General features: G+C 36.4%; 3 protein-coding genes. All 3 read left to right on the plus strand.

Features of this window, described 5'->3' with window-relative positions; all coding sequences use genetic code 11:
• Positions 1-27: 27 nt before the first annotated feature.
• Entirely contained in the window at positions 28-15,315 is a 15,288-nt protein-coding gene (locus tag IPP08_04205; GenBank protein ID QQS67374.1) for an immunoglobulin domain-containing protein, read from the plus strand.
• Positions 15,316-15,578: 263 nt separating this feature from the next.
• Positions 15,579-16,214 carry a hypothetical protein gene (locus tag IPP08_04210; GenBank protein QQS67375.1) on the plus strand — a complete coding sequence of 212 codons (636 nt, stop codon included), beginning with the start codon at positions 15,579-15,581 and terminating at the stop codon, positions 16,212-16,214.
• Between the two features lie 52 nt (positions 16,215-16,266).
• The gene (locus IPP08_04215) at positions 16,267-25,512 is read left to right on the plus strand and encodes a T9SS type A sorting domain-containing protein (protein ID QQS67376.1); all 9,246 of its coding nucleotides are present in this window, start codon (positions 16,267-16,269) and stop codon (positions 25,510-25,512) included.
• Positions 25,513-25,907 lie beyond the last annotated feature (395 nt).

Consider the following 25,907-nt stretch of genomic DNA (forward strand, 5'->3'; position numbering starts at 1 on the left):
ATTAATATCAATATAAATTCCATCACTATGAGAAATTTTATTACATCCAAGTTTATTTTTGTTCTTCTAACTTGTTTATTAATTTTTTCTGAAAAAAGTTTTGCTTCACATTGTTGTTTATCAGTAGCTCCAACTATTGTCGATATGGGTACTACAATTTCAGTTACTGGAGCTGTTTTTAGTAATACTACCTCTGGTGGTGGTCCTGCATTTTTAACTGCTTCAGTTACCTCAGCAAGTTGCCAAAATCAAACTACTGGAGCTTTAGTTAATCAAATTAATAATCCAAATGCTAAATTCTATAATGGTCCAGGTGTAACATTCAGTAACTTGGGTGCAGTACCAAATTTAAATGGTATTCCGAAATCTGATTTTGCTGATAATTGTAGCTTTAATATGGTGGCGAGTCTTAATGGAGGTAATATCGGTAGTTGTAGTACTGGTGAAATACAATGTGTTTGGGGTAGTTCTTTACCATTTACTGGAACAAATGGTGGTGCTTTAGCCGCAGGAATAAATTTAACAATAACTCCCACAGATATTTGTGATGGACCAATCACATTAAGTGGAAGTGTAACAGGATTTGGTTGTAATGATGGTTTAGGGGGAACCGTTGTAATTTTAAAAGATGGTGTGCCAGTTCAAAGTCAGAATGTTAGCACAACAGGTGCTTATTCATCTTATGTTGATAATGGACCCTTCGGAGTGGGAAGCCCCAACCATGTATATACCGCAGAGTTAAGATGTAGTCCAAATGATGCAACAATTTTAGCAACTTCAGGAAACAGAAATTTTCAAGCTTCTTGTTTTGGTCCAATTAAATTTAAAGATCCGCCAACATGTGGCTGTGGAAATACAATAACAATGGATGGAACATTTGGAGCACCAGCTCCTCCAACTATTATAACTCCATTTGCAACAACAATATATTTTGAAAGAAGTTGTGGTGGAGGTCCATTTACAGCTTTTGGAACTTCAATAATAATTCCAGCAGGAACAACATTACCATTTTCATATTCACAGACAATTCCAATTTCTTGGCCTAGGCTTCCTGGCTGTGTATATAGAGCAACAGCGGTTCAAGGAGTATTAACCTCAGTTGATGGACCTTTCCCAGCAACAGGACCTTGTTTTGTTGAGCCACCAACAGTTGAACTTACTGGTCCGCCAGCAAGTTGTTTGAATGGTCCTGCAAATTGGCCCGGAGCGTTATCAAATGTATTCACAGCATTAGCAACTGCAGGACCTGCAACAGGAGTATATGCAAGAGTAACACCAAATACAACACAAGGAATTTTAGGAGATATAAGTTTTACTTGGTATAGAAATGGCATACCATTTTCAACTGGTGCAATTGCAGCAGCAACATTTGGTGCAAACATTGATGTTTATTTGCCATGGCCAAAAAATACATTAGCAAAAGATTGTGCAGATGATGGAGCTGCTTGGCAGGTATTAGTACAAAATAGTTGTGGTAGTGTTGCAAGTAATGCATTTACAACAGTAATTAAATCACCACCAACTGTTAGTGGGGTTACAATTTCCTCTACAACAGTTTGTAAAGGAGATCCATTTACAATAAGTGGATCAATAACTGGAACAGATGCGTGTACATTACCGGCAACTGTACAATTCTTAAGAGGAGGCACAGTTATAAATTCTCAAACTATAACTTCAGGAACAATACCATCAATAAATGTTAGTTATAGTTACAATACTTCTGTAGCTGATAATGGACAAACTTTTCAAATTAGAGTTACAAATTCATGTGGAACAGTAACAAGTGCTGTAAGTGCTGCATTATCTATTGTAGCTCCACCAGTAATAGAGTTAACAGGACCGGCTCAGATATGTTCACCAACAGTATGGTCCAATGTAATTGCAGCAATAACACCTTCAGTAACAGGATTAAATATAGGAGGAGGCACAGGTCAATGGTATTTGAATGGAGCACCAAATGGAGCACCAATAGCAATAGCAACAGGAGCAACAGCAACAGTAGCATGGCCTTTAAATGGAGTTGCATCAGCATGTTCACAATCAGGTGGAACATGGCAGTTATTGGTAACAAATGCATGTGGAACATATGTTAGTAATACATTCGAAACAACAGTAGTATCACCACCAACAATTGGTGTAGCAACATTCTCACCAAATAGCCCAGTATGTAATGGTACTCCGATATATCTGAGTGTACCTATAACGGGTGTTGGATGTTCATTCCCATTAACTGTAGAATTCAAGAGAGGAGCAACATCAATAGGAACCCAAACAATAACAACAGGAACATTCCCAATAACAGTTGGGATGCCATTTACAGCATCAGCAGGAGACAATGGAGCAACATATACAATAGATGTATCAAATACATGTGCAAGTGTAACATCAACAACTGGTGCACTAGTCATTGTAGCTTCACCAGTAATTCTTCTTTCTGGACCAGCTCCAATTTGCTCTGGAACAAATTGGCCATCAGTTTTACCAACAATTTCAAGTTCGATTGCTGCATCTGGTGTTTTAGTTGGTGATTCTTTTGGAGCTTGGTATGTAGATGGAGTTCTTTTTTCAGTTCCTGCAGTTCCACCGAATGCTAATTATCTTTGGCCTCTTAGTGGAACAGCTGCAAATTGTTCTCAATCAGGACAAGTTTGGAAATTATTAGTAACTAATCCATGTGGTACATCGGTTAGTTCTGAATTTACATTAAAAGTTGTAGCACCACCAACAATGGGGGTAGCAACTTTTAATCCAGCAAGCCCAGTATGTGTTGGAACACCAATCTATTTAAGTGCAGATATAACAGGAGTAGGATGTTCATTCCCATTAACAGTAGAATTTAAAAGAGGTGGAACATCAATAGGAACCCAAACAATAACAACAGGAACATTCCCAATAACAGTTGGGATGCCATTTACAGCATCAGCAGGAGACAATGGAGCAACATATACAATAGATGTATCAAATACATGTGCAAGTGTAACATCAACAACTGGAGCATTAAGTGTAATAGCACCACCTGTAATTGAGTTAACAGGACCAACTCAAATTTGTTCACCAACAGCATGGTCTAATGTTAATGCGACAATAACACCATCAATAACAGGATTAAATGTAGGAGGAGGCACAGGTCAATGGTATTTGAATGGAGCACCAAATGGGGCACCAATAGCAATAGCAACAGGAGCGACAGCAACAGTTGCATGGCCATTGAATGGAGCAGCATCAGCATGTTCACAATCAGGCGGAACATGGCAGTTATTGGTAACAAATGCATGTGGAACATATGTTAGTAATACATTTGTAACAACAGTAGTATCGCCACCAACAATGGGAGCAGCTACTTTTAGTCCAGCAAGCCCAGTGTGTGTTGGAACTTCAATGTATTTAAGTGCTGAGATAACAGGGGTAGGATGTTCATTCCCATTAACAGTAGAATTCAAGAGAGGAGCAACATCAATAGGAACCCAAACAATAACAACAGGAACATTCCCAATAACACTTGGGATGCCATTTACAGCATCAGCAGGAGACAATGGAGCAACATATACAATAGATGTATCAAATACATGTGCAAGTGTAACATCAACAACTGGAGCTTTAACTGTAAATGCTAAGCCGATATTAACTACTCAACCAACAAATATGAATATTTGTTTGGGAGATGCATTAACTGATATTACTGCAGTTATTTCTGTTGATCCAGTTGGTTTGACCTTACCTGCAGCTGCTGGTTCAACTTATACATGGTTAAGGGATGGCGCAGTTGATGTTGGTCCTACTAACGTTGGAGCAACACCATTTACAGTACCAGTCCCAACAACTCCAGCTGCTGCTGGATCTTATGATTATCAATTAAGAGTAACAACAAATTGTGGAACAGTTTTAAGTAATATTGCTACAGTTATAGTAGGACCAAATATAGTAGTTAGTCCTGTTGCAGCAAATACAGCAATAACTATTTGTAATAATCAATCTGTCTCTTTTGGAGTTGTGTTAACAACTGGTACATCTACAAGTTATACTTGGACAGGTGCCCCAGTTGGATCTGTGAATAACACTTTAACAAGTTCAGCATATACAACACCATCTTTAACATCTGTAGGTTCGCCATATGTTTATACCGTAACTATTGCAGGTTGTGGAGGTCCAATAGTAAAAACATTTACCATAACAGTTCAGCCAACAACATCACAGTTAACTATTGTTGCTCAACCAGTAAATGTAATGGTTTGTGCAGGTGTTGGTACTACATTTACATCAACAGTAAATTATCCAGCTGGACCAATAGTAGTAGCAGATTGGTACAGAAATGGAATTGCAATTACAGGCCAAACAGGCTTAGGTACAGCTTCTGGCGTACCTAATACTTTAACTTTAGCTGCTGCGGATGTTGCAGTTCAAGGAGCTACATTAACTCCAACATTGGCTGGAAATAATGGTGATCAGTATCAAGTATGTTATAGAATTACAAATGGTGGAGGTGGAACTTGTAACTCACCAGTTTGTAGCAACATAGCAAATTTAACTGTAAAACCTACATTAACAGGAATTGTATCTAATTCTCCTACTTCACAAACAGTTTGTCTAGGTCAACCAGTAACTTTTGGATCTAGTTTAACAAGTCAAGGTACACCAAATTTACCTATTGGAGTGAATATGAATAGTTCATTTACATTCCAGTGGTATAAAATAAATTCAGCTGCAGCACCAGCTTTAGCAGCATTGTTTGTTAATGCAAATGAATTATCTGGTGCAGTTTCTTCAACTTATACTTCACCAGCAACAACCCAAGGAGCAAGTTCTGTAGCAAATGCTGTTAACAGTGATTGGTATGGAGTTGAGATTAGAAGTGCAGATGGATGTGGCGGTCCTTTACAGTTAGGTCCAGTATTATTAACTGTAGTTCCAACTCCAGTTATAATAGATCAACCTTCTAACTTAACAGTATGTGAAGGGGCTAATCTTCCTGCTAGTGCACCATTAAACGCACCTCCACCTGGAGTAGTTGATGTAAATGCTACTGCTACATTTGGATTGGTAACAGTTACAGGAATGAATAGTTTGGTAAATCCATTGAGTTATGAATGGTTTAGAAACGGTATCAGTTTAGGTGTTAATTCATTGCCAGGTGCATTTGCACCAGGGTTAGCTAATTGGCAAGTTCCAACACCAATAGTTCCTAGATCTTTTTTAAATAATAATGGAGATTTATATTATGTAAGAGTATATTATAATACTCCACCAGCAGGTAATACTCAAGCTTCTGTTTGTGGATCGGTTATTAGTAACTCCGTAAGAGTAGTAGTAGTACCAGACCTAACAGGACAAACAGCAACAATAAGTGATGTAACGGTATGTTTGGGAAGTACAGCAACATTTACCCCACAACCATCAGCAACATTGTTAGCAAAGTTGGGAAGTGTACAATATCAATGGTATAAAGGAACAGCAGCATCGTTAATAGGAGATATCACAACAACAGGCCAAGTGATAGGAGGAGCAACGGGCTTAAGTTATACAACAGTAGCAACAACAACAGGTAATGGACCAACAACAACAGCAACAACAGCACAAAATGGTGATAGATATTTCTTAGTTATTACACCAACGCCTGGCTTAGTACCAATACCATTAGCAGGAGCACCATGTTCACAATTGGTATTAGGTTCAATGACATTGAATGTAGTTCCACAGTTGATAATGAATGATCAACCATCAAATTTAACAACATGTGAAGGAGCAGTATTACCAGCAAGCACAATAACAAATGTAGCACCACAACCGAGTTTGGTGGATGCAAATGCATTAGCAACATTTGGATTGGTACAAGTTCAAGGACAGAATGTAATAGGGAATGAGATGCAGTATGAGTGGATTAGAAATGGAGTATCAATAGGAGCCCCAGTAAATGTACCAGGAGCAGTAGCGAATGTAACAGGATCAATTCCACCATTTGGAATAGGTACTTGGACGATACCAACACCGATTGTTCCAAGAGTATTTCCAACAAATAATGGAGATGTATATAATGTAAGAATAACCTATTCAAGTACATCAAATCCAAGGAGTGGATGTACAATAGCAACAAGCAATTTAGTAAGAGTAGTAGTAGTGCCAGACCTAACAGGACAAACAGCAACAATAAGTGATGTAACGGTATGTTTGGGAAGCACAGCAACATTTACCCCACAACCATCAGCAACATTGTTAGCAAAGTTGGGAAGTGTACAATATCAATGGTATAAAGGAACAGCAGCATCGGTAATAGGAGATATCACAACAACAGGCCAAGTGATAGGAGGAGCAACGGGCTTAAGTTATACAACAGTAGCAACAACAACAGGTAATGGACCAACAACAACAGCAACAACAGCACAAAATGGTGATAGATATTTCTTAGTTATTACACCAACGCCTGGCTTAGTACCAATACCATTAGCAGGAGCACCATGTTCACAATTGGTATTAGGTTCAATGACATTGAATGTAGTTCCACAGTTGATAATGATTGATCAACCATCAAATTTAACAATATGTGAAGGAATTGCTCCATTACCAGCAAGCACTATATCAAATACACCACCACCAAGTGCAGCTGATGCAAATGCATTAGCAACATTTGGATTGGTACAAGTTCAAGGACAGAATGTAATAGGAAATGAGATGCAGTATGAGTGGATTAGAAATGGAGTATCAATAGGAGCACCAGTAAATGTACCAGGAGCAGTAGCAAATGTAACAGGATCAATTCCACCATTTGGAATAGGTACATGGACAATACCAACACCGATTGTTCCAAGAGTATTTCCAACAAATAATGGAGATGTATATAATGTAAGAATAACCTATTCAAGTACATCAAATCCAAGGAGTGGATGTACAATAGCAACAAGCAATTTAGTAAGAGTAGTAGTAGTGCCAGACCTAACAGGACAAACAGCAACAATAAGTGATGTAACGGTATGTTTGGGAAGCACAGCAACATTTACCCCACAACCATCAGCAACATTGTTAGCAAAGTTGGGAAGTGTACAATATCAATGGTATAAAGGAACAGCAGCGTCGGTAATAGGAGATATCACAACAACAGGCCAAGTGATAGGAGGAGCAACGGGCTTAAGTTATACAACAGTAGCAACAACAACAGGTAATGGACCAACAACAACAGCAACAACAGCACAAAATGGTGATAGATATTTCTTAGTTATTACACCAACGCCTGGCTTAGTACCAATACCATTAGCAGGAGCACCATGTTCACAATTGGTATTAGGTTCAATGACATTGAATGTAGTTCCACAGTTGATAATGATTGATCAACCATCAAATTTAACAATATGTGAAGGAATTGCTCCATTACCAGCAAGCACTATATCAAATACACCACCACCAAGTGCAGCTGATGCAAATGCATTAGCAACATTTGGATTGGTACAAGTTCAAGGACAGAATGTAATTGGTGGGGTAATGCAATATGAATGGTTCTTAAACGGTGTTTCAGTTAATGGTTCACCAACACCTGTACCAGGAGCAGTAGCAAATGTAACAGGATCTATTCCACCATTTGGAATAGGTACTTGGACGATACCAACACCGATTGTTCCAAGAGTATTTCCAACAAATAATGGAGACATATATTATGTTAGGGTAACATACGCAAATACTTCAAATCCAAGAGTAGGATGTTCTATTGTAACAAGTAATACAGTAACAGTTACAGTTAACCCTGTGATAAGAGTTACAGCTTGCGGAACATCATCAGTAGCTGTTGTGCCGCCACCAGTTCCAGCAGTAGGAAATGCATTCGTTGCCTTACCAGCTTGTAACATTGTTATTTGTGAAGGAGTTGCGGCTTATCTATCATTTACTTATACACCAGGAAATGCAGTTATTACTTGGTACAAACAAGCAGCAGCCCCAACACCTCCAGTACCAGTTTCTCCAGTTACTTTAATAGCAGGAGCAACAACAAATACTTATATTTCTCCAAACTCTTCCTCAGGAGCAACAGCTGCAACTGATCAAGGTGTAACTAGAAATGGAGATATATATTGGGCATTAATACAAAGTGCAAACAGTTGTGGTGATCCAATACTTTTAAGATACAACATTATAGTTGTTCAAAAACCAGTAATTGTAACTCAACCAACCCCAATAAACACTTATCAATGTGAAGGTGCACCTGCAGTACCAGCTACTTTTGGTACTTTAGGTACAGTAAATGTAACTCAACAATTGTTACCAGTTAGTATAGTTCCTCAAATTCAATGGTTTAAAAATGGGTTAACATTTGGATCTTCAGTAAATTTAGTTGGAGTATCTCCAATTACTATTCCACCTCCAGTAGGAGTTACTTCACCTTGCGTTGGTTATACAGATGAATATTTTGTAAGAATTTCTTATAACAGTCCAGCAGGAGCTCAAAACTGTGGAACAATAGATTCGAGAGTAATTAAAGTTTCAAATAATGCAACTCCGGTACATATTGCACCATTAGTAATTAATTCTTGTGTAGGAGGTACAGCTTCAATGGTTGGAAGAATTACAATTCCAGTTTGTGGGGCAATTAATGGAGCAACTAATACTGTTCTTCCAATAAATTACCAATGGTATAGAGGTCCAGTTGGGGCAGGAACAGCTGTGAATGTTGGAACTAATTTCTCAGGTGTTATTTCGAGTAGTAGTGGTCCTTATGATTTCACATACACAACACCACCTTTAACAGCTTTAGATAATGGATCAACATATTATTTACAAGCTACTTATAGTAATGGAGGTACATGTGGGGCTACTAATGTATTTACAGTAAATGTTAGAACTCCATTAACATTCTCATTACAACCAAAAGATCAATTAATTTGTATCCCAAATGCGGTTCCAAATTTAATTGCTGGAGTTATTCCAACACCAATACCAGTTTTAGGAGTAGGTGAATCGTATCGTTACCAATGGTTTAGAATACCACCAGCTGGAGGTCCTCCTTCAACATTTGGTGCATCAGCTGTAGTGCCAGCAACAGGAGTAATTCCATCACCAATAACATCAACTTCACAACCTCCTGCAGCTGCACCAGTGGCTGATAGTGGATCAGTTTTCTTTGTAGTTGTAGGAATTAGTTTAAATGCTGGAACAGATAATTTATCTGCAAGTTGGGTTTGTACAAATACAAGTAACCAAGTAATGTTACATGCTCTTACAACCCCAACTATCTCTGGTCAACCTGCACCTGCTGCTGTTTGTGAAACTGAAGTTGCAAGGTTTACAGCAATTATTCCTTATCCAGCTGTAGCACCAAGAGTTTCAATACCAATATATTACCAATGGTATAGAATTCGTTGTGGTGCATTACCAACAGATCCTGGTTCTCCTGTAACTGGTGGAGTAAATGCTTCTGGATATTATACAGTTGCACCACCTTCTAACAATCAATATGAGATAACTTATGTTACTGACCCAACATCAGTAATTAGTGGAACAGCAAATAACGGAGATATATACTTTGTGAAAGTTTGGAATACAGATCCACGAATTCCAGGATTTGATGATCATAAAATCTGTGAGGTTCAAAGTGCACCAGCATTATTAAATGTTGTTCCTAAACCACAGATAACAACTCAACCAAAGAATGATACAACTTGTGCTCCTCCAGGGAATTTAACATTAACAGTTGCTGCATTCCAACCACCAAGTTTATCACCTTGTCCAGGACCAATTCCTGCACCGGCAATAACATATCAGTGGTTTAGAATTGCAGGTCCTAATTCCCCGTTCCCAACAAGTGTTAAGCCATTATTCTTAGGAGCACCAGCAATACCACAAGTGCCTTCAGCAGGATCTTTTGCTGGAGTTGGTAATCCTGCAGCTCCATCATGGGCAGGAACAACTGGTAATTATTCTGGTAGTAATACTGCAAATTTGGTATTAACTGGTTTAACATCAACTAATGATTTGGATCAATTTTACGTAATGGTAGGAAATGGATATTGTCAAGTTCAAAGTACAGTAATTACAATCAAAGTATTTGCTGCTCCTCAATTAACTTATCCAAATAATCCATTACCTATTAGATCTTGTGTTGGTCAAGGAACTGCGATTACAGCGAGAGTAACAAGTGGTAGTACTCCTATGAGGTATCAATGGTATAGAATACCAGCTGATGCAACATGTCAACCATTGCCTGTTAATCCTTATCCAGCAGGGTTCCCAGTAATTCCAGGTGCATTGCCTGTAAGTATAAATCCAGCTAATGCAATAATTGGTGCTGGTACAAACTTTACTGGAACAGTTCCAGCAGGAACACCGTTCCCTTATGATATTACTTACACTACACCACCAACAACATTAACTGGTGGACAAGCGAATAATAATGATAGATTTATGTTGGTGATAATAAATGCAAATGGTTGTCAATATCCACCTGCATCACCACCACCATTTGATCCGGCTGTTATGTTGACTAGATTAGAAGTTAATACAGCACCTGAAATAGTTGTTCAACCAGTTCAACAAACTGTTTGCGCGCCTGCTTCACCATTGCCTATACCTTTGCCAGTATTCTCATCACAAATTAGGTTGATTAATCCAGTTGGTTTGGTTTGTTTAACATCAAATCCAGCAACTAATCCACCTTCTACAACTGATATGTCAGTTACTTGGTTCAGAATGCCAATAAATGGTGGAGGGAATATTCCTGTTGCAAGTGGAACAATTAATACAACAACTGGTGCAATAAGTGGGGCAACATCATTAGTACCTGGTTACATTTTAGCAGCATCCGTGCCAGCTGGAACAGTAACATTAACAACGCCGCCTCCATCATTGGTACCTCCAACGCCGCCACCAGGAAATCCTGCAAATGGTGATAAGTACTATATGGTTGTAACTAATCGATGTGGTAGTATAACAACAGATCAAGCTGTGTTTAATGTAAATCAACCTTTAACAATTGTACAAGGTCCACAGAATCAAACAGTTTGTGAACAACTACCCGCAATATTTAAAGTAAATGTAACTGGAACTGGACTTTCTTATCAATGGTATAGAGGAGTTCCTCCTAGTCCTTTAACTCCATTTGTTTATTCTTCATATGATTCTGTTACAAATACAACTACTCCTAATAATAGGACATTGTTTACATTAACAGCTGCTCAATCAGCTGCAATTAATGGTCAGAAAATTGCTGGTGAAACAAACCCAACATATACAATAAATCCTGCATCAGCTTCAGCAGATGATGGTGCTATATTCTATGTTGTTATATCTAGTTCAGTAGGTTGCCCAACACCACTATCTATAGTTGTTGGTCCAGCTCAATTAAGAGTAAATAAATTACCAGTTATTGTAACAGAACCAGTTGATACTTCTGTTTGTTTGAACTCACCGATTAATTTATCAGTTGAGGCATCAGGAACAAGCATTTCATATCAATGGTATAAAGGAGCAATTCCAATTGCTGCACCAGCTGGAACAAACGCAACTTATAATATATCTGCAGCACAGATTTCAGATGCGGGCGATTATTATGTTGTAATTAAAGGAGGTGGGGTTTGTGGAAATGCTTCAGTAAGAAGTAGAACAATTAGAGTTAGAGTTAATTTGCCACCAGCAATTACCCAACAACCAACATCTGTAAGTTTATGTGAAGGACAATTGTTGGAGCTAGAAATTCTTGCAACAGGTGCTAACCTGAAATATAGATGGTATAAAGATGGAGTTTCATCAACTAATTTAATATCTGGTGCTAACACAAATGTATATACAGTTCAGAATGTTACAACTATAAATGCAGGAACTTATTACTGTGTAATTACAGGTGATTGTCCACCTTCTCCAATAACAAGTATAGGAGCAGTTGTAACTGTAAAATCTAAGCCAACATTAGTATCAAACACAAAAGATACATCAGTTTGTGTTAATACTCCATTAGTTTTATCTGCAACTGCAACAGGAACAAACATAGTATTCCAATGGTATAAAGGGGGTACAGCGCCTTCAAATGCTATTGCTGGATCTGTGACTTCTTCAATAGATGCATTAACTAAAGTATCTATTTTAACAATACCATCTGCTCAAGTATTAGATGCAGGAGATTATTATGTAAGAATTACAGGTGATTGTTTACCTCCTATAACTGTAGGACCGATCAAAGCAACGCTAGAAGTTGCACCATTAATTACTGGAAAAACAGATTCTCCAATAAGTGTTTGTGAAGGTAGTACGATTAATTTGTCTGTTACAGCATCTGGAACAAACTTGAGTTACTTATGGGAACAGTTAAATACAAATATAGTACCACCTGTTTGGATGACAGTTGGAACAAATGCTTCAACATTTAGTATTGCTAGTGCAATTAAAATAAACGAAGGTAAATACCGAGTATCAGTAACAGGGAAATGTCCAGGACCTATTCAACAAGCATTTTATGATGTAGTTGTAAATAACAAACCTTTAATCATTTATGCTTCTGATGATACAACAGTATGCGAAAATCAAGCGTTCTACTTTAAAGCATTTGCTACAGGAACACCGTTCCCACCAGAACCTAGGTTAAGATTCCAATGGAAACGTAATGGTATTGATGTAGTTGGAGGAAATGATAGCATCTTGTCAAAGGGAAGTACTTTAATAGAAGATGAAGGAACATATCAAGTAGAAGTTAGTGGTTTATGTGGTAAGGTGTTAAGTGCCCCAATGGTATTGTCAGTAAAACGAAGTGTTGAACTAAGTATACAACCAAAACCACAAACAGTATGTGTAGGAGAGAAAGCCCATTTTGAAGTACAGTCAAGTGGCATACAGTATCCATCACAAGCATATCAATTGTCATATCAATGGCAGAAGAATGGAAATGATATACCAGGAGCAAACGCATATATATATGATATAAATAATGCAAGCCCAGGAGATGCAGGAATATATAATTGTGTAGTAACAAATAGTTGTGCAAGGAAAGTCAGTAATTATGTACAGTTACAAATCAGTGATGCACCATTTATCAAGACAGCCTTAACAGATAAGAAGATATGTTCAGGAAGTGGAGCAACAATGATGATAGAAGCCCAAGGAGTAGGCTTATCATATAGCTGGACAAAGAATGGCATTCCAATAATAGGAGCAAACAGTAATATAATAATAATAAGCTCAGCACAAGTATCGGATGCAGGAACCTATGAGGTAACAGTAATAGGTGTTTGTGGAGGAAAGACAGTAAAGAGCACAGGAAAGCTTGAAGTGTTAGAATCCCCACAAATAACAGCACAACCATTGCCTTCTGAAAGGAATGTATGTTTAGGTGGCAGAGAGAGCATAACCATAGGAGTAAGTACAAACGTAGGAGTTAGCTATCAATGGAGAAAGAATGGAACAGCAATAGCAGGAGCAACAGGAGCAACATTAACAATAAACGGAATCACAACAAGTGATATAGCAGAGTATGATGTAGTAATAACAGGAGATTGTGGAGGACAAACAATAAGTAGCAAAGTTAAGTTCATACAAAGTACCCCACCAAACATAACCACAGGATTAAAAGATGTGGTAATATGCGAAGGAGGAGTAATAAGCTTAAATGTAAGTGGCTCAAACATCCAGAGATATGAATGGAGGAAAGATGGGTTGTTGTTGAATGGAGAGACAAGATCCAGTATAAATATCAGTGGAGCGAATAGTAGAGATGGAGGGACTTATTCAGTAACGGGCATAGGAGATTGTAATCCACCAGCAACAAGCAGTAGTAGAGTAACGATAACCCAATCAGCAAGACTTAGCATAGGATTAAGTGATAAGGTAGGCTGTAGTGGGGATAATATAAGTTTCAATGTAACAGCGATAGGAACAGGACTAACCTATGTATGGAAACATAATGGAGTAGTAATAAACGGAGCAAACAGCAATACATTAAACATCCCACAAGCAACAGGAACAGATGGAGGAGAATATGAATGTATAATAAGCAATGGGTGTGGAGAGAACATAGTAACGAAGGGAACATTGCTAATGAACAGCATACCAATAATAAGCAGTCATCCATTAGGCGGAACATATTGTGAAGGAGACGGTTTAGTATTGGGAGTAAAAGCAAGTGGCTCAGGATTGAAGTACCAATGGAGAAAAAATGGAATTAATATTTCTGGAGCAACTGGTAGTTCATTAAGTATCTCTCCTGTTTTCTCTACAGATGCAGGTGATTATGATGTATTCATTTCAGGAGATTGCGGCAATGGAGGAACAACTAGTAACTTTGCTAAAGTTACTATTAATAAAATATCATTAACTGGGTCTTCTAGTATTGAATTAAAAACACTAATAGGTGACACAACTAGTGGAGTAATTCGTGTTACCAATAATGGTACTACAGATATAAACATTTCTAATATATCAAGTTTACTAAGTCCATTCAAAATTTTATCAAGTACACCAAGTAGTGGATTGTTAAAGAAAGGTGAAGATTTGGTGATTAATGTAGAATATTCTGGTACAGATGGTACTCAAAGTGATGTTATCCGAGTAAAAGTAATTAGTCCTTGCGAACAAGAGGTAAAATTATTAGTACGCGGCACAAGTGAAGGCAGGTTAGCAGAAGCAGGAATGGAGATATCAAACATAGAGGGATTAGCGAAACAAACAGAACCAGTAAGCTTGATAGTAAAATATACAGGAGATACCAAAGGCTTAAAGGAGAGTGGAGTAAGCGAAGTAACAATCAAGGTAAGATATAATTCAAACTTGCTAACCCCAACAGATGCAGGAGCACGTCAACAGTTGGCGTATGAAGTAAAGGATAACAAAAAATGGGCAATAATGACACTAACAACAAAGAATCCATATACAATCACAGGAACAAAGTTAGATAAGCAAAGTGGAGGTCCAGGCGAAGTGTTGTTTAATATCCCAATGTATGTATTACTAGGAGACACAATAAGTACGCCAATAACATTTGTAGGTAGCCCAGTATATACAGGAGGAAAAGTAAGGATAACAAAACTAATCAATGGAAAGTTTGACTTAAATGGAATATGTGAGAAAGGAGATAAACGATTAATAGGAGGAGGATTGAGTATAACAAAAATAAGTCCGAACCCAGCGACTGGCAGTATGAAGTTAAATTACCAAAGTGATAGGAGTGGCAAGCTAGAAGTAGTAATAACAGATATGAGAGGAGAGACGAAACTAATGAAGATTCTGGAAGAAGGAGTAGGAATAAATTCAGAATTAAGTGAACAAATAAACGTAAGCGAGTTATCAAGTGGAATGTATTTTATCGAGTTAAGACAAGAAGGAAAAACAGATAAAAAAATACTACAGATAGTAAAATAATTATATAAGAATATATAATTAGTGTTAAAAAAGAAGGTCTTACTATAAAATAGTAAGACCTTCTTTTATATTTAACATTAAAATTACATTTTAAATTAATTATTGTAATAATTTGTAATAAAAGTTTATATTTGTAACTTATTAAAAATATAAATTGGATAATACTGCTTTCAAAGTGCAATCAAAAAATACTTTTTTTTATTGATATTTAGTAACAATTCTTAAATATTAATACAAATTTTAAACTTAAAATCTTCAGAAACTTGAGAAACAATATAGAAATGTTAACTAATATGAAATTCTATCAAACTACTGTTAATTTATTATCATTTTTTAAAAAAGTAGTACTTTTTTTTGTTTTAGTTTTTATTGCATCGTGTAATAAGCCAGAAACAAAAAATGTAGTAAAAAATGACATTGAAAAAAAGAAAAATATTTCTCAATTTTCAAGTCCACCTCCACCACCCACACCTTTCCAAATGTTATCTCGAGGATGGCATTACACTGATTATTTTAAAAGTGGATTGCCTTTAGGTTTTGATACATCTCGATATAGAAGTTTAGTTTTCAGTATGCCTAATGCTAATTTTTTAACTACTGGTAAAAAAGATTCTTTAGCAGATGAACAAGTAACAACATTTAGAACAAATTATCAATATACAATAGATCATTTGGGTATGACATTCAATTCAGATTCCACTTGTACAGTTTTTAATTCTGATTCAACGGGAACTACCCAAAATGGAAGATGGAGATTAAATAGTTCAAATGATACAATAACTATTTATAATAATACTATTACTGACAGTTATAAAATAGTTCAATTGGATACATTAACAGTAAATCTAAGGAAATCTATAAGTGGAGTAGCACATGATATTTTTATGCATTCAAATTGATGTTATTCAAATAATTTAAAAATGCTTGATCTAAAACAATCTATTAATTAATATGTACAATTTTTTTAAAAATACAAGAAAGAATTTTAATTTAAATATATTTGGATATCTGCTACTGTTTTTAGCTTTTTCATTCCAAAATCTTAAAGCATTTAACTTTACAGTTTCACCTGGTAATAATATGCCAGTTCCGTGTTCTGGAGATGCTATAGAGAGTATAACTATTGATGGTTTAGCTCCAGCAGTTATTGGAACTGTTAATGCTTCTCCCCTTGGTGTTGGAGTTGATGTAAATACTTATGGACTTATTGTGATTGTTGGCGTATTATATGGGCCTGTAGGAGGAGGACAAGGTATTGGAATTACAACTTCTGGTGCAAGTGCTATATTAGTTTCAGCACAAAATTACCCGACAGTAGATTGCCCAACACCAGGTTACTATTGGGAAGTTGGAACTGGATCAACTACTGTAGTACCGATGATAGAAACTGGAAGATCTCCTTATTTTACAATTAACCGTGAACCAAGATTTAATGTTTGTGGATTTGGTGATTTAACTTCTATTCCTCCAGATATTGGTAATAATCTTTATGTTTGTGAAGGTCAATCTGTTGCATTTGAAGGTGAAGCAAGTGGATATTTAAATAGTTATAGATGGCAAAGAAATGGTACTGATTTATTTGGTCAATCAGCAACAACTTTATCATTTACTGCTGCACCTCCTGATGATGGTGCTCAATTTAGACTTAAAGCTTTTCAAGTTACATCAAGAGATGTAAAGAATTGTGGGGGCGATGCTTTCTCAAGAGCAGTTACTTTAAATGTTGTAGCAACTCCATATGTAGCAAATGCAACAACTTCATCGGCCAATATATGTTCTGGTGGAAATGTCACATTAAATGCTGATTTAGAGAGAATATTAGGAAATTCAGGACCACAAAGGATACAATATCAATGGGTTAGAAGACCAGCAGGTATTGCTCAATGGTGCGATGTTCCAGGGAATGAAGTAGGTATAGGTGCACAACAACAATTACCATTAAATGGTGTTAATCAGTCATTAGTACCAGTTGTTGATAATACAACTGGATTAACGCCTGGTATCTATAATTATTTTTTAACTATTAAATATCCAAACGGTGCATTAAGCAAAGGAAATTGTACAAATGGGGATATTGCAGGACCACTACAAGTAAGAGTAAATGCTCCTAGCCAAACAGTTGTAAATAGTCAAGATCTTACACCAAATAGAATGTGTTTGGGTACAAGTTACCCATTAGTAAATAGTATTTTAGTTTCAGGAGGACCAGATGTATATTATGAATGGAGATATTCAGTTAGCACTTGCGGAGCAGCACCAGCTGCATCAACAGCAACTGGAGGTACATTAATTGCAACATTAGGACCAAGATGTCCTGGAGTTCTTGAACCAGTTAATTTTACACCAACAGATCCTGGTGTATATAGAATTTGGTTATCAGCTGTAGATAGATCTGGAGTTTGTACACCAGCAGCAGTATTACCAACATTACCTGTTGCATGGACAGATTTGATTGATGTTGTAGCACCGCCAACAGTAACTTCAGGATCGGCTACACCAAGTGAGGTCTGCGTAGGTACACTTATTGGCCTAACTGCAACGTTACCAAGGTTTGTAGGAAATGATCAAGGAGGAATTACCTCAAATCAAATTAGATTACAATGGTATAGAGTACCTTCTAGGGGTTTGCTAAATTGCTTGCCATTTGGCAGTAAGGTAAATATTGGAGCTCCTTTTATTCCTGCGTGTAATGCAGGTACTTTTACTACAACAGCTATAAATGATAATACTGCAGGTTTGGCACCTGGCTATTATGATTATTATCTTGAAGCAATGATGCCAGATGGATTGTTAGCTCCATGTGTAAATGGAAATATTTATGGACCTATTACAGCAAAAGTAAATGATGTTACAAAAGTAGATCTTGAAGCAAGTACTGCAGTTCCAAGAGATGTTTGTGCTGGTGATCAAATAAAACTTGATTTTAATGTTGCTGTTCATGGCGGTCCGGATGTAGTATATCAATGGTTTAGACATGATCCACCAACACCATGTGGAGTTGCTCCAATTCATGCAATACCAGGCACATTAGGAACAGCTATTGGTCCACAGTTAGGTCCATTATGTTCAGGTCCAGTTGCCACGGTTACAACTAATTTGCCAACAACTCCAGGAACATATCAATTCTGGGTTGATGCAATTTCAAATACTCCTGGTTGCTTATTAACGCAGGTAAATAAATTAGGACCTATTAATGTTACAGTTAATAATCCATCTTCAACACTTGCTACAATAACTACAGTATCACCTTTAAATGTCTGTTTAAACGATGGTTCGGCAGCTGCTGATGTAGCTTTATCAGGTAGTGTTACAACTAGTGGAGGACCTGGTACATTATATCAATGGTATAGAGTTAAAGCAACAGATTGTATTATTGCTCCTCCAAACAGAACAACTAGAACTCCATTAACTGGTACTGCAGTAGGACCTCAATTTGGACCAAGTTGTATAACTCCAATTGTAGTAAATTATACTGATCAAGCTACTGCCGGAAAATACTATTATTATTTAGATGCTTTTGTATCTGGAAATACAGTTTGTAGACCATTTCAAGTAAATGATAATCCAGTAATTGTTAACGTTAGAGGATTTAATTCTTTACAAATACATGCACAAGTTCCAAGATTTGTATGTGTTGGTCAATCATTAAATATGAATGTTGATTTAGATGTTTCATCATTTGAGATTGCAGATCCTAATAATGCTGTTAGAATTGAATGGTTTGAATCGCCAGTAAATGTAGCTTTGTTACCTCCATTAAATACAAATAGTGTTGTTAACGATCCTATTATTTGTGGTGGATTACCACAACCACCTGCTTTTGGAACACCAGTTGCTTATACAAGATTTGGAGTACAAGATATTTTCTGTCCAGGATTTAAAGGAATAATAACACCACCAAAATTAGTACCTACAGTTCCAGGAATGTATAATTATTATTTTAGATTATCATTCTTATCAGGCGGAGTGCAAGATCCTACTTGCGTTTCAGTTTGTAGGTTTGCAGGTACTATAGTTGTTAATACAGCTCCTGTTATTAATCAGCTATTACCACCTATAACAATTGTATGTCCAAATCAAGCAATTGTATTACCAATTAAAATTGAGGGTGAGAAAGGTGAAGTTGCAGCTATTGATGCACCACCTGCTGCAGCACCACCAGTTACATTAGATGATGATCCATTAAATTATCAATGGTATAGAAATGGATTACCTGTAAATCCACCAGCTATTTTTACTACAAGTACTTTAGCACCAACTAATTCTACAAGATATCAATATACTTCAGGATTTATTCCAAATATAGATCATGGTGGACAGATTATGCCAGTTGCAACTGCAACTGCTACAACCCCAACAGTTGTAACAGGTCCTTTTGAGATGACTTTTACAACCCCTATTGTTCCACCAGCTGGAATTCCGGGTGTTATAATGGATGGTGATATTATTGAGATAGTAGCATATAATAGGTGTGGAGCAACTAAAACTAGTACAAGAATAAGAATATTTAACGCGACAATTTCATCTCCAGTTCCAAAAGTTAACATTTGTGTAGGTCAAACTGCACAGATTACATCTACTTTAACAATGGGTGGTTTAACTGCTACTTCAATACCAATTAGTTATCAATGGTATAGAATACCAGCTAAACCAAATGGTGAAAAAGGTGATTTAAGACCAGTTGTATGTCAATTACCAGCACCTCCTGGAAGTCCATTATCTCAAGAATTGGCAACTACAATTGTTGGTGCAGGTACTGCTTTTAGTGGTAATTTAGCTGTAGGAACACCATTGCCACATGATTTTACTTATACAACTCCACCATCAGCAATATGCGGTGGAACAACAGCTAATAATAATGATTGTTACTTTTTAGTTATAAATACTGGTTTTTGTAGAATCCCAGATATATCTGGTTTACCTTTTGCTGTTGGACCTCCAGTGTTACCAGCAACATGTGCAACTATTCAAACCACAATTAATACATTAGCACCTGTTTGTATAAATGTTGGTACTACTCCAAGATTATCAGTACAACCACAAAATCAAACTGTTTGTTCTCAAGAAGAAATTTTACAAACAATTGCACCTGTAACTACTGATATTCCAGGTTTTCCAGCAATTGCAACAGGACCAACTTCATCAAGTACAGCAAGTTTGGTAGGTGGTTATAGTGCTACATTTAGAGCTAGAGTCGATTTAACACCATATGATTTAACTAGATTAGCTCCAACATTAGTACCGGCAGGGACAAGAAATACACAACAAACTTGTCCTAATAATATTAACCCTGCTGGAGGATTTAATAATACAGGTGGATTAGATGTAAATGGTACGAATATTTCAATTGAATGGTTTAAACAATCTTCAACAGGTTCTCCAGTTTCAGTTTGGAAAGGTGTATTAAATACTTCAGGATCTGGTGCAGTTACTGCAACAGGAAATTCTTCTTTAATTCAATTATCTGCAGGAGTAGGGACACATGGTAATTATATAGCTGTAGTAACAGCTAATCCTTTAACTGCTCAGGCTTCTATTGGTACAGCTGGCTTAAGTGCTGCTGATTTAATAAATGTTAATAATACTTTAGGACATATTGAACTCAGAGTTCCTCCAACTGTTTTACAACCAGAACAAATTCCAAACTCAGTAGATCCTACTGATGGTGATTTATATTATATGGTTGTAACTAATTCGTGTGGTGTAACTGTTTCTGATAAAGCTAAGCTTACAGTTAATCAACCTATTAGATTAGTTACTCCACCAGCTAATAGAACTGTTTGTGAACAACAATCAGCTCAATTCTGTGTTACTGCAACTGGTTCAGGACTAAAATATCAATGGTATAGAGGTTTACCTCCTTCTCCATTATCACAGTTAACAGGACCAACTTTAGCTCCTAATTCTCCACAAATATTAAATGTATTAAAAAGTGGTCAAAATGCTTCAATTGCTCCTCAAGCAATAGCTGGTGCTACTTCTAATTGTTATACAATTACACCAACTTCAGCAAAAGATGATGACGGAGCTATATTCTTTGTTGTCATAGAAGGTAATTGTCCAACTGCAGGGTATGTTCCAGTAATTCCAGGACCATTAGCAAATAACGCTAGAACAACAACTAATGGAAGTATTATAGTTCCAGCTACAACTACTTTAGATCAATCAATAAAAGCATTATTTGGTCCAGTTCAATTAAGAGTTAATCAAGCTCCTAAAATTGTTAATCAACCATTGCCACAAGAAGTTTGTTTGAACTCTCCTTTCAGTTTAGGAGTTAAAGCAATTGGTACTGATTTATCTTATCAATGGTATAAAAATGGAATACCAATTGCAGCTCCAATGGGTACTAAATCAACATTTGATATAACTTCAGCTCAGTTAACAGACGATGCAACTTATTATGTTGATGTTACAGGAGGAGGTGTATGTGGTACAACAGCAGTTGGAAGTGTTCCAATTAAAGTTACAATTAATACTCCACCAGCAATTGTTGAACAGCCTATTAATGTGGCAATTTGTGAAGGTGATAACTTTAGAATGAAAGTAAAAGCTACTGGTAAGAATTTAAAATACCAATGGTATAAAGATGGAGTTAATCCAATTAATTTAATTTCAGGTGCGGTAAGTGCAGAATATATAGTTACTAATACTGTATTAAAAGATTCAGGTGTTTATTATGTAGTAATTGAAGGTGATTGTCCACCAAGCCCAATAACAAGCATTGGTGCAATTGCAACTGTTAAAGCAAAACCTAACTTAGTTGCAAGTACAAAAGATACTTCTGTTTGTTTGAATACTCAGTTAAGGATGTACGCAACAGCAACTGGAACTAACATAGTATTCCAATGGTATAAAAATGGAACATTGTTAGGAAATGCCATAGCAGGAGATGTAGTATCTGTTGTTGATGCAAAAACAAAAATCTCAGCTTATACCTTACCATCAGCTCAACTTGGAGATGGGGGTGATTATTATGTAAAAATTAGTGGAGATTGTAAACCTGATGTATTAGTTGGACCAATCAAAGTAACAATTGATACTCCTCCATTAATAACAGGAAAGTCACAATCGCCATTAGAAGTTTGTGAAGGAAGTCCATTTACTTTATCAGTAACTGCAACTGGTACAAATTTAGTCTATTTATGGGAGAAGTTTAATCCAATAACAACTCCTCCTGTTTGGATGCCAGTTGGTACAAATGCATCAAGTTATACAGTAAATAGTGCCTTAAAGATAGATCAAGGAAAATATAGAGTAACAGTAACAGGTAAATGTGGTGGTCCAATTCAACAAACAGAATTTGATGTTATTGTAAATATAAAACCATATATAATCTATGCTTCTGATGACACATTAGTATGTGAAAATCAAGCGTTTTATTTCAAAGTTTATTCGGAAGGAACACCATTTAAATTTGAGACAAGATTAAGATATCAATGGAAACGTAATGGTATTGATATAATTGGGGGAAATGATAGTATAATGTCATCTGGAAAAACATTAATAGAAGATGAAGGAACATATCAAGTAGAAGTTAGTGGTTTATGTGGCAAGGTGTTAAGTGCCCCAATGGTATTGTCAGTAAAACGAAGTGTTGAACTAAGTATACAACCAAAACCACAAACAGTATGTGTAGGAGAGAAAGCCCATTTTGAAGTACAGTCAAGTGGCATACAGTATCCATCACAAGCATATCAATTGTCATATCAATGGCAGAAGAATGGAAATGATATACCAGGAGCAAACGCATATATATATGATATAAATAATGCAAGTCCAGGAGATGCAGGAATATATAATTGTGTAGTAACAAATAGTTGTGCAAGGAAAGTCAGTAATTATGTACAGTTACAAATCAGTGATGCACCATTTATCAAGACAGCCTTAACAGATAAGAAGATATGTTCAGGAAGTGGAGCAACAATGATGATAGAAGCCCAAGGAGTAGGCTTATCATATAGCTGGACAAAGAATGGCATTCCAATAATAGGAGCAAACAGTAATATAATAATGATAAGCTCAGCACAAGTATCGGATGCAGGAACCTATGAGGTAACAGTAATAGGTGTTTGTGGAGGAAAGACAGTAAAGAGCACAGGAAAGCTTGAAGTGTTAGAATCCCCACAAATAACAGCACAACCATTGCCTCCAGAAAGGAATGTATGTTTAGGTGGCAGAGAGAGCATAACCATAGGAGTAAGTACAAACGTAGGAGTTAGCTATCAATGGAGAAAGAATGGAACAGCAATAGCAGGAGCAACAGGAGCAACATTAACAATAAACGGAATCACAACAAGTGATATAGCAGAGTATGATGTAGTAATAACAGGAGATTGTGGAGGACAAACAATAAGTAGCAAAGTTAAGTTCATACAAAGTACCCCACCAAACATAACCACAGGATTAAAAGATGTGGTAATATGCGAAGGAGGAGTAATAGGCTTAAATGTAAGTGGCTCAAACATCCAGAGATATGAATGGAGGAAAGATGGGTTGTTGTTGAATGGAGAGACAAGATCAAGTATAAATATCAGTGGAGCGAATAGTAGAGATGGAGGGACTTATTCAGTAACGGGCATAGGAGATTGTAATCCACCAGCAACAAGCAGTAGTAGAGTAACGATAACCCAATCAGCAAGACTTAGCATAGGATTAAGTGATAAGGTAGGCTGTAGTGGGGATAATATAAGTTTCAATGTAACAGCGATAGGAACAGGACTAACCTATGTATGGAAACATAATGGAGTAGTAATAAACGGAGCAAACAGCAATACATTAAACATCCCACAAGCAACAGGAACAGATGGAGGAGAATATGAATGTATAATAAGCAATGGGTGTGGAGAGAACATAGTAACGAAGGGAACATTGCTAATGAACAGCATACCAATAATAAGCAGTCATCCATTAGGCGGAACATATTGTGAAGGAGACGGCTTAGTATTGGGAGTAAAAGCAAGTGGCTCAGGATTGAAGTACCAATGGAGAAAAAATGGTGTATCTATTAATGGAGCAATTGGTAACACTATTAGTATAATTGCAGTAACAATTATGGATGTTGGAGATTACGATGTATTTATAACTGGAGATTGCGGCAATGGAGGAACAACAAGTAACATTGCAAAAGTTACTGTAAACAAAGTTTCTTTAACTGGCGTATCAAATTTAGAACTTAAAACAATGGGTGGAGATACAACAACTGGAGAATTAAGATTAAAGAATACTGGAATAAGTGATGTAAATATTGGAAATATCTCTAGTTTATTAAGTCCATTCAAAATTTTATCAAGTACACCAAGTAGCGGATTGTTAAAGAAAGGTGAAGAGTTAGTAATTAAAGTTGAATATGCTGGATCAGATGGTACTCAGAGTGATACAATCAGAGTAAAAGTAAGTAGTCCTTGCGAACAAGAGGTAAAATTATTAGTACGCGGCACAAGTGAAGGCAGGTTAGCAGAAGCAGGAATGGAGATATCAAACATAGAGGGATTGGCGAAACAAACAGAACCAGTAAGCTTGATAGTAAAATATACAGGAGATACAAAAGGCTTAAAGGAGAGTGGAGTAAGCGAAGTAACAATCAAGGTAAGATATAATTCAAACTTGCTAACCCCAACAGATGCAGGAGCACGTCAACAGTTGGCGTATGAAGTAAAGGATAACAAAAAATGGGCAATAATGACACTAACAACAAAGAATCCATTTACAATCACAGGAACAAAGTTAGATAAGCAAAGTGGAGGTCCAGGCGAAGTGTTGTTTAATATCCCAATGTATGTATTACTAGGAGACACAATAAGTACACCAATAACATTTGTAGGTAGCCCAGTATATACAGGAGGAAAAGTAAGGATAACAAAACTAATCAATGGAAAGTTTGACTTAAATGGAATATGTGAGAAAGGAGATAAACGATTAATAGGAGGAGGATTGAGTATAACAAAAATAAGTCCGAACCCAGCGACTGGCAGTATGAAGTTAAATTACCAAAGTGATAGGAGTGGCAAGCTAGAAGTAGTAATAACAGATATGAGAGGAGAGACGAAACTAATGAAGATTCTGGAAGAAGGAGTAGGAATAAATTCAGAATTAAGTGAACAAATAAACGTAAGCGAGTTATCAAGTGGAATGTATTTTATCGAGTTAAGACAAGAAGGAAAAACAGATAAAAAAATACTACAGATAGTAAAATAATTATATAAGAATATATAATTAGTGTTAAATAATAAGACTCCGTCTCAAAATTAAAATTTGAGGCGGATTTTTTTTTCAACAAATCCAGTAAGCCGCATAAAACCTTGCTTTGTTCTATAGAACGCATAAAACCTTGCTTTGTTCAATTGTATCCATAAAATCTAATTTCTTAGAAAAATAAATATAGCAAATTGAATTTTAAATTTATCCAAATGTTTAGGTTGTAACAGTTTTAAATTATAAGCATAAAAATATTAATCTATATAATTACAAAATATACTAAAAGTTATGATTAGACTAGTAATACCATATTATGCTGTATTCGTGATACAGAGATGAATCAGATGAATAAAAAGGAGATACAAAAGATATAAAGAAAATGAAGTTAAGTGAGG

Source organism: Chlorobiota bacterium, assembly GCA_016700335.1.
In the GTDB taxonomy this organism is placed as follows: domain Bacteria; phylum Bacteroidota; class Ignavibacteria; order OLB7; family OLB7.

Excerpts from the sequence above, each read along its gene's own strand:
- IPP08_04205 (QQS67374.1), top strand. The coding sequence starts at position 28 with ATGAGAAATTTTATTACATCCAAGTTTATTTTTGTTCTTCTAACTTGT.
- IPP08_04215 (QQS67376.1), top strand. The coding sequence starts at position 16,267 with ATGTACAATTTTTTTAAAAATACAAGAAAGAATTTTAATTTAAATATA.